Here is a 14570-nt window from a genome sequence, read left to right on the forward strand (position 1 = left end):
ACAGATTTCAGCCTTTAAAAAAGGCGGTATTTATACTTTTCTTTCAGCTCCAGCCATTCATTGATGCCAAACAGCACCCGATACAGCGGAACGGTTACAATCGTCATATAGACTAGCTCCGGCAGCAGTACGCGGAAGAGGAAATAGAGAATATTTCCTTCTCCTTGGAACACAAAGCTTGAAACATACAGCACTGCCTGATAAAAAATTGTGGCAATCGCGCAGAAAATAATCGGCAGAATATAATTTTCGCGGAAAAAGCTGCGTTGGCTTCGTCCGAAAATCAATCCAATCAAAAGATACAGCGCGGTATAAAAGCCGATGTAGGTGTGGAAAAACACATCCATCAGAAACCCTGTGCCTGCGCCCACCAGTGCGCCCTCCTTACTGCCGCGCAGCAGGGAATAGGAGGTTACAATAATCAAGGCGGTATTCGGGAATACCCCTTGGATGGCAAGGTAGGGGAAGAGCGTGGTCTGCAAAATAAAATTCAGTACCACAATCAGAGTGGTGATGATGATTCTCATTCCGCCACCCCCGTTGTGTCAGGCTCTGCCGTGTCAGGGTCGGTCGGGTCTGTCGGCTCCGCCACGTCGGGATTTGCCTGTGTATTTGTCTTTGCTGTGCTTTTGCCACTCTGCTTTGCGCCCTTATCCAGAACCAGAACCGTATCCAGATGCTTTAGGTCTACATAAGGCTCAATCACAGCGTATTTCGTCAGCCCGTTGGTGTCGGTCTCGATTTCCAGTACCTTGCCGATGGCAAGCCCCTCCGGGTAAATATCGGAAAGCTGAGAGGTTACGATTTCGTCGCCTACCATGATTTCCGCGTCCCCGTCGATATATTCCATTTTGCACAGACCGTGGTTCGCAAGGCTGTAATTGCCCTTGACAACGCCCAAATCGCCCGTCCGCACGCTCATCGCAGGCACAGAGGAACGGCTGTCCAGAATGGACTGCGCCTTGGAGAAGGTCGCGCCGCTTTCCAGTACCTTACCAACTAAGCCCTCCGGCGCAATCAGAACCATGTTTGCGCTGATGCTGCTTGTTGTGCCCTTGTTGATGGTAAAGCCGTCATACCAGATGCCGGGGTCCTTTGCAATCACGCGTGCCCCGACACTGTCATAGGCAGGGTATTTCTGCGCAATTTTCAGCAGAGCGGTCAGACGCTCGTTTTCCGTTTCATACATGGAAAGCTTTCTGTTTTTATTTGTCAGCTCTGCAATCTGCTGCTTCAGCTCCTCGTTTTCATCCTTCAGCTTTGTTTTGTTGCGGGCGGATGTCACCGTATCGTCTATCCAACTGCTGATGCCGGTTGTCAAATCCTGAAACGGGGTGACAACAACACCGATGGCGCTTTCCAGCAGAGTGGCATTCAGCTTTATACCGCTGGCAATCACGGTAACCAGAACCAGAATGGCGATGCCCGCACCAATGATGCGTTTTTTATGTTTTAAGAAAAACTCCTGCAACGTGAAATGCTCCTTTCGGTGTGTTTAAAATCAGAATAATGCTTTTCTGGGAGAAATCAGAACAGATTTCAGCTTATCTACCTGTTCCAGAACCATCCCTGTGCCCAGAGCAACACAGTTCAGGGGTTCGTTCGCAATATTAACGGGCATGCCTGTTTCCGCGGTAATCAGCTTATCCAGTCCGCGCAGATGCGCGCCGCCGCCTGTCAGTGTAATGCCGTATTCCATGATATCCGCAGCCAGTTCGGGAGGGGTTGCCTCCAGGGTCTGCTTAATGCTGTTGATGATAGAGCCAACGGGCTCCGCCAGTGCTTCGCGAATGTGAATGGAATTGATTTCGATGGTCATGGGCAGACCGCTGACTAAATCGCGTCCGCGGATTTCCATTTTTTCCTCTCTGTCCAGAGGATACGCAGAGCCGATGGTAATCTTGATTTCCTCTGCGGTACGGTCACCGACTGCCAGAGAAAATTCCTTACGGATATAGTTTACAATCGCGCTGTCCAGTGCGTCACCTGCCACACGCAGAGAGGTGCTTGTAACAATGCCGCCAAGGGAAATGATAGCAACCTCGCTTGTGCCGCCGCCGATATCAACAACCATGCTGCCGGTGGGCTCTGCAACGGGCAGACCTGCACCAATCGCCGCTGCCATGGGTTCTTCAATCAGATAGGTGTCCTTTTCCTTGGAGCCTGCGGCAATGGCAGCCTCCAGAACGGCGCGCTTTTCTACCTCTGTTACGCCGGAAGGCACACAGATTACAATGCGAGGCTTGGGCCCAAAGAGAGAGCGTACATACGCCTTATTGATGAAATAACGCAGCATAGCCTGTGTTACGTCGAAGTCTGCGATAACGCCGTCCTTCATGGGGCGGATGGCAACGATATTGCCGGGGGTACGCCCGATCATATCCTTCGCTTCGTTGCCGACAGCCAGAACCTCTCTGGTGTCCGTGTTGATGGCAACAACGGAAGGCTCATTCACGATGATTCCTTTTTCTCTCATATAGACAAGGGTATTGGCAGTACCCAAGTCAATTCCCATATCTTTGGCATTGAACATCATATTCTTTTTACCCCTTTCATTATTGGAAACGCCGCCGTGTGTGCGGCAGCTATGGTATCTCTTAAATTTTGTCTTACATTTTATCATACCGCTTTTTTGTATTCTTTTCAAGAAAAGAGCCGTATTTTTCATAAAAAAAGAATGGTTTTTCCTGAAAAAAAGGAAAGGGCAAAATCGTTTGCCCCCTGAAAATCATTATAGCTTTCTGTAAATGAAAAACGCCAGAATAATGCCGATGATACCCGCAATGGTAAAGCGGATGGTCAGCCCAAATTGCAATGTCAGCACGCCTAAATCCAGCATAAGCGGAGAGGAAAGCCCGAAGCTGTTACCGTATGCAAGCCAGCTGAGTGCAGAAACACCGCCGACCAGTTTTGCGATAAAGCCGCCCAGAACCACGCCTGCAAGCATAAGCAGCACCAGTATCCAGATATTTTGTGAGGAACGTCCTCTCATAGCAAATCCTCCTTTACAGAAAAAATTCATTTATTTATAACTGATTTAGTATAGCATACTTTTCCAGAGGGGTAAAGCGAACAGAATCATAAAAGATTTTTTTAGCAACAAAAAAAGACTCCCTGATTTCTCAGAGAGTCTTTGAAAAGTCTGAATTATTCAGCCTTGGGAGCTTCTTCTGCCTTAGGTGCTTCAGCCTTGGGAGCTTCAGCAGCAGGAGCAGCCTTGGGCGCTGCGGGTGCAGCAGCGGCGGGAGCCGCAGGCTGTGCAGGTCTCTTGCCTGTCAGCACGCCCTTAGGGCATTTGTTTGCACAGATGCCGCAAGCCTTACATTTGGTGTAATCAATAACAGCAAGGTTATCAATTACATGAATAGCGTCGAAAGGACAGTTCTTTTCGCAAATCTTACAAGCGATACAACCAACGGAGCAGTTGGGGATTACATTCTTACCCATATCCTTGGAGGAGCACTGTACTTTAACTTTCTTCTTAGCGGGCAGCAGCTCGATGATGTGTTTGGGGCAAGTGGAAACGCATTTGCCGCAGGCAACACATTTATCTTTATCAATTACTGCAACACCGTCAACGATTTCGATTGCGCCGAAGGCACAAGCCTTCTTGCAGCTGCCCAGACCCAGACAGCCATAGGAGCAGGATTTTGCACCCTGACCTGCAAGCTGAACAGCCATGTTACAATCGTCAATGCCGAAATAATCGTATTTATTTTTTGCTTTATCGCAAGTACCACCGCACTTTACGAAAGCGGCAACGGGTTCAGCAGAGGAAGCTGCAACACCCATGATAGCGCCAACCTTTTCAGCAACTGCTGCGCCACCAACGGGGCAGGCATTTACAGGAGCTGTACCGGCAACGATTGCAGATGCACAACCACCACAACCGGGGAAACCACAACCACCGCAGTTAGCGCCGGGCAGACATTCCAAAACCTGACCGATACGAGGGTCTTCTTCAACCTTGAAAACTTCACTCGCAACACCCAAGCAAGCGCCGAAAACAACGCCCATACCGCCGACACTCAGAACGGGAAATAAAATACTCATTGGATCCATATTCTTTTACCCTCCTCTATTACAGTTTGATCAGACCGGAGAAGCCCAGGAATGCGATAGACATCAGACCAGCTGTGATCAGAGCCATAGGGAAACCATCGAAGGCCTTCGGTGTTTCATTGTCAGCGATTCTTTCACGAATACCGGCAAACAGAATGATTGCCAGAGCAAAACCGGCAGCACCACCAACTGCGTTCAGAACGGATTCGATGAAGTTGTAGCCCTTCTGCATATTTGTAACGGCTACACCCAATACTGCGCAGTTTGTTGTAATCAGGGGCAGGAATACACCCAGAGCCTGATACAGAGCAGGTGCAGATTTTTTCAGGAACATTTCTACGAACTGTACCAAAGATGCGATCAGCAGAATGAACGCAATGTTATACAGGAATGTAATGTTCAGAGGCACCAGAATCAGGTTGTATACCAACCATGCTGCTGCTGCTGCCAGAGCCATTACGAAGATTACAGCCATGCCCATGCCGGCTGCTGTATCTACCTTCTTGGAAACACCGAGGAAGGGGCAGATACCTAAGAACTGGGACATAACGTAGTTGTTTACGAAAATGCCAGCCAATACTAACAAAATCAGATTCATTTATTTTCCCCTCCTTCTTATGCTTTTTTGTTTCTGAAATGGTTCAGAATAGCCATCAGAATAGCCAGTGTGAAGAAACCACCGGGAGCCATAACGAACAGCAGTGTTCTAGGGAATGCTTCGGGCAGAACTGTTACGTCGAACAGTGTGCCGCTGCCGATGAATTCACGCACCAGACCCAGACAGCCCAGAGCGATGGTGAAACCAAGACCCATACCGATACCATCGAATGCGGAAGCAACGGGACCATTTTTGGAAGCGAATGCTTCGGCACGCGCCAGAATCAGACAGTTTACTACGATCAGTGGAATGTACAGACCCAGGGATGCGTTCAGTGCAGGCAGATAAGCCTTCAGCAGGAACTCGATGATTGTTACGAATGTAGCAATAACAACGATAAAGCAAGGGATACGTACTGTATCGGGGATTACCTTTCTCAGCAGAGAGATAAACAGGTTCGCAAAAATCAGTACTGCTGTTGTGGAAAGGCCCATGCCGATACCATTGATAGCGGAAGATGTAACCGCCAGAGTAGGACACATACCAATAACCTGAACGAATGTAGGGTTTTCATTGATAATGCCGTTTTTGATAATTTTAATAGGGTTAGCCATCAATAAGCACCTCCATTCGCTGCGACCCAATCAAGAGCTTCCTGCGCACCGACACAAACTGCTCTGGAAGTAATTGTTGCACTTGTGATGGGAACAATTTCGCCGCCATCCTTTGTTACGGAAACAGAACCGGATTTGCCTGTGAACTGTTCGTAGAAGGAAGGATCGGTTGCCTTTGCACCCAGACCTGCTGTTTCGGAATGACCTGTTACACGCAGACCTGTGATTGTACCGTCAGCATCAATGCCAACCATTGTTTTTACAGCGCCGCCGAAACCGCCGGGCTCTGTTGTGATAACGAAACCGCCGTTATCGCCTTTGTATACTGCTGTGATTGTGCCTGTCAGATCAGCATCCAGCAGCTCGAAGGAGGATGCGTCGGGCATAACTGCCTGCATACCTTCATTCAGAGATTTTTCGTTCTGTGCAGCAATAGGAGCAGCGGTTACTTCGGATACAACACCCAGAATACCGGCTGCGATAGCGGAGATAAGCAACAGAACGATCGCGGGTTTAACTACTGCTTTAGAGTCCATGCTTATTTCGCCTCCTTTGTTTTAGGCAGTGCACCGAAGATTGTAGGTTCTGTGAATCTTTCAATCAGAGGTACACAGCAGTTCATAATCAGAATAGAATAGGATACGCCTTCCGGATAACCGCCGAAGGTACGAATCAGGTAAGTCAAAAGACCTGCGCCGACAGCGAAGATAACCTGACCCTTAGGGGTTACGGGAGAAGAAGCGTAGTCAGTTGCCATGAAGATACCACCCAGCATAACGCCGCCGGCGAAGATTTCCTGCAAAGGCATACGCATGCCGTGTCTGCCGATTACTGCGAACAGAATGAATACGGTTGCGATGTAGATTACGGGAATCTTCCAGCTGATTACGTGCTTGTACAGCAGGTAGATACCGCCGATAATCAGAGCGATTGCACAGGTTTCACCGATGGTACCGCCAACCTGACCCATTACCAGCTGCTTCAGGGAAGCATCCAGTGCGCCGTTTTTCAGCTGTGCCAGGGGTGTTGCGTATGTAGCAGCATCTGCTGCAAGACCGTTGGGAACAACCCATGTGGTCATTTCTGTGGGGTAGGAAGCCAGCAGGAATGCACGACCTGCCAGTGCAGGGTTGATGAAGTTCTGGCCCAGACCGCCAAACAGTTGTTTTGCAAAGATGATGGCAAATGCACTACCTACGATTGCAACCCAAACGGGAGCGGATGCAGGAAGGTTCATTGCCAGTAACAGACCGGTTACAACTGCGGACAAATCGTTGATTGTAACAGGTTTTTTTGTGATTTTTTCATACAGCCATTCAAAGAAAACAGCAGAAATGATTGCAGCTACAATCAGAATCAGTGCTCTCAGGCCGAAATAATAGATACCCGCTGCTGTTGCAGGAACCAGAGCGATGATAACATCACGCATAATGCTCTGGATGGATTCTTTGGAACGCACGTGAGGGGTACCGGATACTACAAAATTAGCCATGTTTTATTCTCCCCCTTCTTATTTCTTTTCCTCAGCGGCCTTTTTCTCAGCCTCTGCTTTTGCTCTTGCTGCTGCAGCGGCTGCTGCCTTCTTGCCTGCTTCGATTTTCTTTGTCGCTCTGATGGACTGCGCCAGCTGACGCTTTGCAGGACATTCGTAGGAACAAGAACCACATTCGATACAATCCAGACCGTGATGCTTTACAAAGCCTTCGCCGTCGCCCTTGATTGCAAAGGCATTCAGCATGAAGGGCATCAGGCCCATAGGGCAATGCTCTACGCATTTACCGCAACGGATGCAGTTTCTTTCTTCGGGAATGTATGCTTCGTCCTTTGTGAAGCAAAGCAGACCGGAGGTTGTCTTAACAGACGCAACATCCAAAGTATACAGTGTGGGACCCATCATAGGACCACCTGCAATCAGCTTTACGGGAGGGTTTGCTTCATTGAAACCGCCAATGGCATCTACCAGATCTCTCAGCGTCATGCCGATTCTGATTTTGTAGTTGCCGGGGTTTTTGATACCCTTACCGGAAACAGTAACGATTCTTCTCATCAGAGGTCTGCCCTTGCAGATTGCTCTTTCGATTGCAACAACAGTATCTACGTTGTCTACGATACAGCCTGCGGATGCGGGCAGTGCGCCGGATTTTACTTCTCTCTTTGTGATAGCATAAATCAGGTGTTTTTCGGAGCCCTGAGGGAATTTTGTTACCAGAGGCTGAACAGTGATATTATCAATGCCCTCGCATGCTTTCTGCATGGAAGCGATTGCTTCGGGCTTGTTCATTTCGATACCGATTACGCCCTTTGCATTGGGATGCAGCTTCAGCATAATCTGCAGACCTCTTACGATTCTTTCGGGTTCTTCCAGCATCAGGCGGTAGTCACATGTGAGGTAGGGCTCACATTCAGCCGCATTGATGAGGATGTGATCGATGGGTGTGTCCTTGGGAGGGTTCAGTTTTACGTGTGTAGGGAAACCTGCACCACCCAGACCAACAACGCCGGCATTTTTGATTGCTGCCAGAATTTCGTCATTTGTCATGGTTGTGTAATCCTTACCTTCGTTGAGACCTTCGATCTCTTCCATTTTGCCGTCGTTCTTTACAACGATAGCCTTTACCATTGCACCACCGGGTACGAGCATAGGTCTGATGTCTACAACTTCGCCGGAAACGGAGGCGAAGATAGGAGAAGACATGAATGCGCCGGACTCAGCGATTTTCTGTCCTACCTTTACATGATCGCCAACGGCAACCAGTGGATCACAAGGAGCACCGATGTGCTGGCTCATAGGGTAGAACAACTCAGAGTTTTCTTTGGGCATAATCACCTTGATGGGCTGGTCTTTTGCCAGTTCTTTCCCATCAGGAGGATGTACACCACGTTTGAACGTTAAAGCTTGCATATTATCCCCCTCTGTTCAAATTTGTCGTGCGCCAGGGATGGCGCTGGTTTAAAGTTATACTTTTGTAAGAAAATAACTATAATATAACAGCAATATTTTAATACAAAAATAAGAATTTCTCAATAATTTTGCAGAAAAAAGGCGAAAAAACTTTTTTTCAAAAGAAATTTTCACCTGATTATTCCAGAAAAGAACCCTTCTTCCACAAAATAATGTCGAAATCTGATCTTTGCGTTATAATATTGCTAAGACATCCGCAAAACAAAAAAATAATTTGTATGCGAATGAATCATCTCATATAGTTTACACTTATTATCTATAAAAGTAAATGTTAATTTATTACCATAATCTTGGCATATTTTCTCTGCTTTTTTAGGGATATTTAAACAAAATGGTGGGATTATATTAGATTTTATGATAAAATAAATGCAATCAAGCATCAAGAAAGGGGGATTTTTTATGGAGCTGTCGCTTCAGGTGCAGCAAAAACAGATTTTATCACAGAAAATGCAGCAGTCTGTGGAGATTTTGCAGATGAATGCCGTGACCCTTTCCGAATATATCCGAGAATTTGCGGAGGAGAACCCCCTTGTGGAATGGAATGAGGAAAAGGAGCCCGTGCAGCAGGAAAATACGGAGCTGCTGCAAAAGCTGGAATGGCTTGAGGAGGCGGATGAGCAGAACCGCAGCCTTTACCGCATGGAGCATGAGCAGGAGGAAAAGGAGCGCGAAACGAATGCCTTCGGCAGAAAAGAAGGGCAGAGTCTGCGCGAATTTCTCCTTTTTCAGATAAATATACAAAAAATTCCGGCAGGACATAAGGCAGTCCTGCGGTTTCTGGCGGAGAGTACTGCCGAAAGCGGCTATCTGGAAAAGGATGCCATCGAAATGATGATGGAAAAATATCCGATGAAAAAATCCACTGCCGCAAGAATTCTGGCACAGTTTCAAGCCTTGGAGCCCTCCGGTGTGGGGGCAAGAAATTTGCAGGAGTGTCTGCTCATTCAGCTGAAGCAGAAAAACGCCTCTGCCCTTTCCATGAAGGTCACAAGAAATTATCTGGATGAGCTGGCGAAAAACCGCCTTTCCTATATCGCGAAGGCAGAAAAGATTTCCATGGAGCGGCTCATGCGTGCCCTGCAGGAAATTCGCTCCTGTCAGCCCAAGCCTGGCAGTGGCTTTGCAGGGGAGGACAATGTGCAATATGTCGTGCCGGATGTTCTGGTGGAGCGCAGGGGCGAGGAATTTATCGTCACCACAAACACAACCGTGATGCCCCGTCTTACCGTCAGCCATAGCTATGTGAAGCTGCTGCGCGAAAAAGCGGATGCACAGACGGAGGAATATATTGCAGAGCAGCTGAAGCGTGCCGAGTGGGCATTGCAGTGCATCAGCCGCAGAGAAAGCACCTTACAGCAGGTGGTGGAAGCCATCGTGGGAAAGCAGAGGGATTTTTTCTCGGAGCCGCAGGGGCAGCTTGTGCCTTTGCGTCTGGTGGATATTGCAGAGCAGCTCAATATCCATGAATCCACCGTCAGCCGTGCGGTCAAGGAAAAATATTTGCAGTGTGAACGCGGTGTGTTCCCGTTGCATACCTTCTTTTCCAAGGCAATGGCAAAGTCCAAGGCAATGGCAAAGACGGAAGCGGCGGAAAATGTTTCTGCGGACAGCATCAAGAACCGCCTGCGTGCCATCATTGATGCGGAGGAAAAAACAAAACCCCTCAGTGATCGGGAGCTGACGGAGCGCCTGACCGCGGAGGGTGTGCAGATTTGTCGCCGCACCGTTGCAAAGTACAGAGAAGCCATGGGCATTGCAGGGGCATCTGGCAGAAAGCGATACGACGCAGAAAAGTAAAATGAGATTTTAATGATTTGGAGTATACTTAATATGGTAGAAATTTTTCAGCTACAGCTGCATAAATCAAGTGCCGTTCCTCTTTATCAGCAGCTGGCAGAGGGCATTGAGGGGATGATTACGGATGGTGTTCTGCTTGCCAACAGCAAGCTGCCGCCCATCCGCAAAACGGCGGAGCATTTCGGAGTGAATACTGTTACGATTGTCAATGCGTATAAGCTGCTTGAGAAAAAGCAGCTGGTCTATTCGCGCGTGGGCAGTGGCACCTTTGTTTCGCCCCTGCCTGTGGAGCATATTCCGGAGCCTGTGGCAAGCCGCAATCTCCGTTCCTTTGAAAGCGGTCTTTCCATGGAAAATGCCATCAATTTTACAAGCACCTCTCTGCCGAATGAAATGTTCCCTGTGGATGCGTTTAAGGAGGCGTTCAATGCGGTGCTGGATAGGGAAAAGGGCGGAGCCTTCCGCTATATGGACAGCATGGGCTATGCCCCCCTGCGCGAGCAGCTTTGCCGTTATCTTATGAATTATGGCATCAAAACCTCTCCGGAAAACGTGCAGATCATCTCCGGCGCACAGCAGGGCATTGATATCATTTCAAAGGCGATGCTGCGCTATGGGGATGTTGTTTTTGTGGAAAAGCCCACGTTTTACGGTGCAGCGGGTGCATTTCTGTCCCGTGGGGGCAAGCTGATAGAGATTCCTCTGGAGGAGGATGGCATGGATATGGTCATTCTGGAAAATTTCCTCAAGCTGTATCATCCGCGTTTTATTTATATGATGGCATATTATCAGACCCCGACAGGCATCTCCTATTCCATGGAGAAAAAACGCCGCCTGCTTGAGCTGGCAGAAAAATACGATACCTATATCATCGAGGAGGACGATTTTTACGATTTCCATTATGATAAGGAGCCGATTGTTCCCCTGAAGGCGTTAGATTATAAAAATCGTGTCATTTATATCAAAAGCTTTTCCAAAATCCTCATGCCCGGTCTGCGCATGGGGCTGATTGTGTTGCCGAAGAAAATCCATCAGGCAGTCATGGAAGCAAAATATACGACAGATATTTCCACCTCCGGCTTTATCCAGAGAGCCTTGGAATATTATCTGCGCGAATTTGGCTGGGGGGAGCATGCCGCACAGGCAAGGCGCTACGGCGGCGAGAAATACCGCAAAATGCTTTCCGCCGCAAGAAAATATCTCTCCGATGTGGCGAAATACGGACAGCCAAACGGCGGTGTCAGCCTTTGGGTGGAGCTGCCCGTGGGCGTGGGCGCAGAAGCGCTTTGCAGCCGTATGCTGGAAAAGAACGTCATTCTCACCCCCGGCAGTCAGTATGATATCAGCGGCGAGGAAAATCGCCATATCCGTCTCAGCTTCCTGAACCTCAGTGATGATAAGATAGAGGTTGGGCTGAAGCGCATCGGGGATATGATTCGCGCCATGCTGGAGGAAAAATTTCTTACACTGCCTTGACAAACGGATTTCAAGTGCCTATAATCAAATCATTATTAGAAAAACAGAAAAAAGTCAGGAAAAGAAGGAGTACATTTTGGTTCGGACTTTCAGAGAGAGGCAGCTTGGTGGGAAAGCCTCAGCAGCACAGAATGGAAGCAGTCTTTTCGGTTTCTCTTGTTTCTTCAAAGGAAACAGGCTCCGCAGTGGAATAAAAAAGTATATTGCGGCGTAAATCGGCGTTAACGATTTCGAGTGACGGCAGCAAAGCCGTAACTAGGGTGGTACCACGGTAAATTCGTCCCTGTTCTTCGGAACAGGGATTTTTTTCATTACCCAAAAAACAGGATTTTATTGTGGGAATTATATTTTTATCTTTTTAAGGAGGAAAAGCTATGAAAAATCTCGGTGTAAACGAAATCAGAGAGCTGTTTCTGCAGTTCTTTGAATCCAAAGACCATCTGCGTCTGAAATCCTTTTCCGTCGTTCCCCGTAACGACAAGAGCCTGCTGTTGATTAACTCCGGTATGGCACCCATGAAGGCATACTTCACAGGGCAGGAAACACCCCCCAGTAAGCGTGTCACAACCTGTCAGAAATGTATCCGTACAGGGGATATTGATAATGTCGGCAAAACCGCGCGCCACGGCACATTTTTTGAAATGCTGGGCGATTTCTCCTTTGGCGATTATTTTAAGAACGAAATCATCCCTTGGTCTTGGGAGTTTGTTACCAAATGGCTGGAAATCCCTGAGGATAAGCTGTATGTCACCATCTATGAGGAGGATGACGAAACAGGCGAAATCTGGCATGAAAAGGTTGGTCTGCCTTGGGACAGAATCAAGAAGCTTGGCAAGGAGGATAACTTCTGGCAGCATGGTACAGGTCCCTGTGGCCCCTGTACGGAAATCTATTATGACCGCGGTCCCGAATATGGCTGCAACAGCCCTACCTGTGGCGTTGGCTGTGACTGCGACAGATACATGGAATTCTGGAATCTGGTTTTGACACAGTTCGATGCGCATGAGGATGGCACCTATACCGAGCTGGATCATAAAAACGTAGATACCGGCATGGGTCTGGAACGTATGGCAACCATCATGCAGGGCGTAGATTCCATTTTCGATGTGGATACCGTAAAATATATCCGCGATGCGGTTTGTCAGAAGGCAGGCGTGGAATATGGCAAGGAGCATAAGATTGACGTTTCCGTTCGTATCATCACAGACCATATCCGTTCCGTTACAATCATGACCGCAGACGGCGTTCTGCCCTCCAACGAAGGGCGCGGCTATGTATTGAGAAGACTGCTGCGTCGTGCGGCGCGCCATGGCAAGCTTTTGGGTATTCAGGGTGAATTCCTTGCAGAGCTTTCCAAGGCTGTTATCACCTGCAGCGGCGAAGCATATCCTGAGCTGGTGGATAAGCAGGATTATATCTTTAAGATTCTTTCCATCGAGGAGAACAGCTTCTATAAGACTATCGATAAGGGTATGGAAATCCTCAAGGAGGATATGGAGGAAATGAAAGCCGCAGGCGAAACCGTGATGAGCGGCGAAAAATCCTTCCGCCTGTATGATACCTATGGCTTCCCTGTTGATTTGACAAAGGAAATTCTGGAAGAAGCAGGCATGCGCGTGGATGAGGAGGCTTTTGCGAAGGAAATGCAGGCACAGAAGGATCGTGCGCGTAAGGCAAGAGGCGGCGAGGGCTACATGGGCGCAGCCGTAACCGTATACGATGAGCTGCCTACCGATCTGGAAACAAAATTTGCAGGCTATGATGTGGATACCGTAGCGGATGCAAAAATCGTTGCTCTGGTTGCAAACGATGCCGTTGCAGATGGCGCACAGGCAGAGGATTCCGTTGTGGTATTCCTCGACAGAACTCCCTTCTACGCAGAAAGCGGCGGTCAGGTTGGCGATCATGGTATCATCAAAACCGCAAACGGCGTAGTTAAGGTAACAAACTGCATGAAGGTAATCGGCGGCAAAATCGCGCATCAGGGCGTGGTAGAGGAAGGCTCCGTTACCGTTGGCGATATTGCCTGTGCAGAAATCGACAAAAAACACAGAATGGCTTCCGCAAGAAACCACTCCGCAACCCATCTGCTGCAGAAGGCATTGAGAACTGTTCTGGGGACACACGTTGAGCAGTCCGGCTCCTATGTCAGCGCAGACAGACTGCGTTTCGACTTCACCCATTTCACCGCTATGACACCGGATGAAATCAAAGAGGTGGAAAGACTGGTCAATGAAGCTATCTTCGCAAGCTATCCCATTGTTGCGGAGGAAATGAGCATTGATGCGGCAAGAGAGAAGGGCGCAATGGCGCTCTTTGGCGAGAAATACGGCGATATCGTGCGCGTGGTTGATATGGGCGGCTACAGCGTTGAGCTTTGCGGCGGCGCACATCTGAAAAATACGGCACAGGTTGGTTCCTTTAAAATTGTTTCCGAAAACGGCGTTGCCGCAGGTGTCAGACGTATTGAAGCGCTGACAGGCGAAGGCGCACTCCTGCATTATCAGGCGCAGGAGGATGAGGTGCGTACACTGGCACAGATGGTGAAAACCTCTCCCGATAAGCTGGTGGCAAGAGTGGAACAGCTCTTGGCAGAGCAGAAGGAACTTTCCAAGGAGCTGGAAAAGCTGAAAGCAAAAATGGCAGGCGGCGCTGCGGATGAAATGCTGAGCAAGAAGGTTGATATCAATGGCGTGGCAGTGCTTGCGGCAGAGGTCAAGGATATGGATGCCAACGCAATGCGTACCCTTGGCGATCAGCTGAAAAACAAGCTTGGCAGCGGCGTAATCGTTCTGGCAGGCGCGGCAGGCGGCAAAGTAAGCCTGATGGCAATGGCAACCGATGATGCTGTGAAAAAGGGCGCACATGCAGGCAATATCATCAAGGCGGCAGCAGCAGTCTGCGGCGGTGGCGGCGGCGGTCGTCCCAATATGGCGCAGGCAGGCGGCAAGGACGCATCCAAGATTGCCGATGCACTGGAAAAAGCAAAGGAAATCGTTGCAGAACAGATGAAGTAAGTTAAAAATAGAACGTATATAAAGAAAGGGTATCTCCGAGAGGA

The 14570-nt window shown here is 48.7% G+C and carries 12 protein-coding genes, 1 pseudogene and 1 other annotated feature; of the genes and pseudogenes, 3 read left to right on the forward strand and 10 right to left on the reverse strand.

From position 1 onward, the window contains the following. Positions 1-14: 14 nt before the first annotated feature. From mreD to rsxC, 10 genes and pseudogenes are all read right to left on the reverse strand, one after another. The gene (mreD, locus tag EJE48_RS10395) at positions 15-527 is read right to left on the reverse strand and encodes a rod shape-determining protein MreD (RefSeq protein ID WP_118581044.1); all 513 of its coding nucleotides are present in this window, start codon (positions 525-527) and stop codon (positions 15-17) included. Further along, positions 524-1471, reverse strand: a complete 948-nt coding sequence (gene mreC, locus EJE48_RS10400; protein WP_118581041.1) for a rod shape-determining protein MreC — start codon at positions 1469-1471, stop codon at positions 524-526. The genes mreD and mreC overlap by 4 nt, the downstream gene beginning before the upstream one ends. A 30-nt stretch (positions 1472-1501) precedes the next feature. Beyond that, a complete protein-coding gene (locus EJE48_RS10405) occupies positions 1502-2533 on the reverse strand; it encodes a rod shape-determining protein (RefSeq protein ID WP_174707779.1) in 1032 nt (343 codons plus the stop codon). Positions 2534-2731: 198 nt separating this feature from the next. Next, positions 2732-2992 carry a DUF4321 domain-containing protein gene (locus EJE48_RS10410; protein ID WP_016407089.1) on the reverse strand — a complete coding sequence of 87 codons (261 nt, stop codon included), beginning with the start codon at positions 2990-2992 and terminating at the stop codon, positions 2732-2734. A 155-nt stretch (positions 2993-3147) separates the two neighbouring features. Further along, positions 3148-4062, reverse strand: a complete 915-nt coding sequence (gene rnfB, locus EJE48_RS10415) for an RnfABCDGE type electron transport complex subunit B (RefSeq protein WP_118581035.1) — start codon at positions 4060-4062, stop codon at positions 3148-3150. Between the two features lie 19 nt (positions 4063-4081). Beyond that, entirely contained in the window at positions 4082-4660 is a 579-nt protein-coding gene (gene rsxA / locus EJE48_RS10420; protein WP_016407091.1) for an electron transport complex subunit RsxA, read from the reverse strand. Positions 4661-4680: 20 nt separating this feature from the next. Continuing rightward, a pseudogene (rsxE, locus tag EJE48_RS10425) lies at positions 4681-5274 on the reverse strand (electron transport complex subunit RsxE); the annotation flags it as partial. Beyond that, on the reverse strand, positions 5274-5810 hold the full coding sequence (locus tag EJE48_RS10430) for an RnfABCDGE type electron transport complex subunit G (protein WP_016407093.1): 537 nt from the start codon (positions 5808-5810) through the stop codon (positions 5274-5276). The pseudogene rsxE and the gene EJE48_RS10430, both read right to left, overlap by 1 nt. A gap of 2 nt (positions 5811-5812) precedes the next feature. After that, a complete protein-coding gene (locus EJE48_RS10435; RefSeq protein WP_118581029.1) occupies positions 5813-6766 on the reverse strand; it encodes an RnfABCDGE type electron transport complex subunit D in 954 nt (317 codons plus the stop codon). 18 nt (positions 6767-6784) lie between these two features. Beyond that, entirely contained in the window at positions 6785-8176 is a 1392-nt protein-coding gene (gene rsxC, locus EJE48_RS10440; RefSeq protein ID WP_118581026.1) for an electron transport complex subunit RsxC, read from the reverse strand. 459 nt (positions 8177-8635) lie between these two features. Here rsxC and rpoN point away from each other — a divergent pair, with 459 nt between their 5' ends. The 3 genes from rpoN to alaS all read left to right on the forward strand — a co-directional run bounded on the left by rpoN (position 8636) and on the right by alaS (position 14526). Then, positions 8636-10033: an RNA polymerase factor sigma-54 gene (gene rpoN, locus EJE48_RS10445; RefSeq protein WP_160117356.1), complete on the forward strand. Its 1398-nt coding sequence runs from the start codon at positions 8636-8638 to the stop codon at positions 10031-10033. A 33-nt stretch (positions 10034-10066) separates the two neighbouring features. Beyond that, positions 10067-11509 carry a MocR-like pyridoxine biosynthesis transcription factor PdxR gene (gene pdxR, locus EJE48_RS10450; RefSeq protein WP_160117357.1) on the forward strand — a complete coding sequence of 481 codons (1443 nt, stop codon included), beginning with the start codon at positions 10067-10069 and terminating at the stop codon, positions 11507-11509. A gap of 47 nt (positions 11510-11556) precedes the next feature. After that, positions 11557-11797 (forward strand) — a binding site (T-box leader). 86 nt (positions 11798-11883) lie between these two features. Continuing rightward, positions 11884-14526, forward strand: a complete 2643-nt coding sequence (alaS, locus tag EJE48_RS10460) for an alanine--tRNA ligase (RefSeq protein ID WP_118581016.1) — start codon at positions 11884-11886, stop codon at positions 14524-14526. The last annotated feature ends 44 nt before the right edge of the window (positions 14527-14570 follow it).

It is taken from the genome of Anaerotignum faecicola, assembly GCF_003865035.1.
Lineage (GTDB): Bacteria > Bacillota > Clostridia > Lachnospirales > Anaerotignaceae > Anaerotignum_A > Anaerotignum_A faecicola.

Coding starts and splice junctions, on each gene's coding strand:
- mreD (WP_118581044.1), bottom strand. CDS start 527: ATGAGAATCATCATCACCACTCTGATTGTGGTACTGAATTTTATTTTG.
- EJE48_RS10405 (WP_174707779.1), bottom strand. CDS start 2,533: ATGTTCAATGCCAAAGATATGGGAATTGACTTGGGTACTGCCAATACC.
- EJE48_RS10410 (WP_016407089.1), bottom strand. CDS start 2,992: ATGAGAGGACGTTCCTCACAAAATATCTGGATACTGGTGCTGCTTATG.
- rnfB (WP_118581035.1), bottom strand. CDS start 4,062: ATGGATCCAATGAGTATTTTATTTCCCGTTCTGAGTGTCGGCGGTATG.
- rsxA (WP_016407091.1), bottom strand. CDS start 4,660: ATGAATCTGATTTTGTTAGTATTGGCTGGCATTTTCGTAAACAACTAC.
- EJE48_RS10430 (WP_016407093.1), bottom strand. CDS start 5,810: ATGGACTCTAAAGCAGTAGTTAAACCCGCGATCGTTCTGTTGCTTATC.
- EJE48_RS10435 (WP_118581029.1), bottom strand. CDS start 6,766: ATGGCTAATTTTGTAGTATCCGGTACCCCTCACGTGCGTTCCAAAGAA.
- rsxC (WP_118581026.1), bottom strand. CDS start 8,176: ATGCAAGCTTTAACGTTCAAACGTGGTGTACATCCTCCTGATGGGAAA.
- rpoN (WP_160117356.1), top strand. CDS start 8,636: ATGGAGCTGTCGCTTCAGGTGCAGCAAAAACAGATTTTATCACAGAAA.
- pdxR (WP_160117357.1), top strand. CDS start 10,067: ATGGTAGAAATTTTTCAGCTACAGCTGCATAAATCAAGTGCCGTTCCT.
- alaS (WP_118581016.1), top strand. CDS start 11,884: ATGAAAAATCTCGGTGTAAACGAAATCAGAGAGCTGTTTCTGCAGTTC.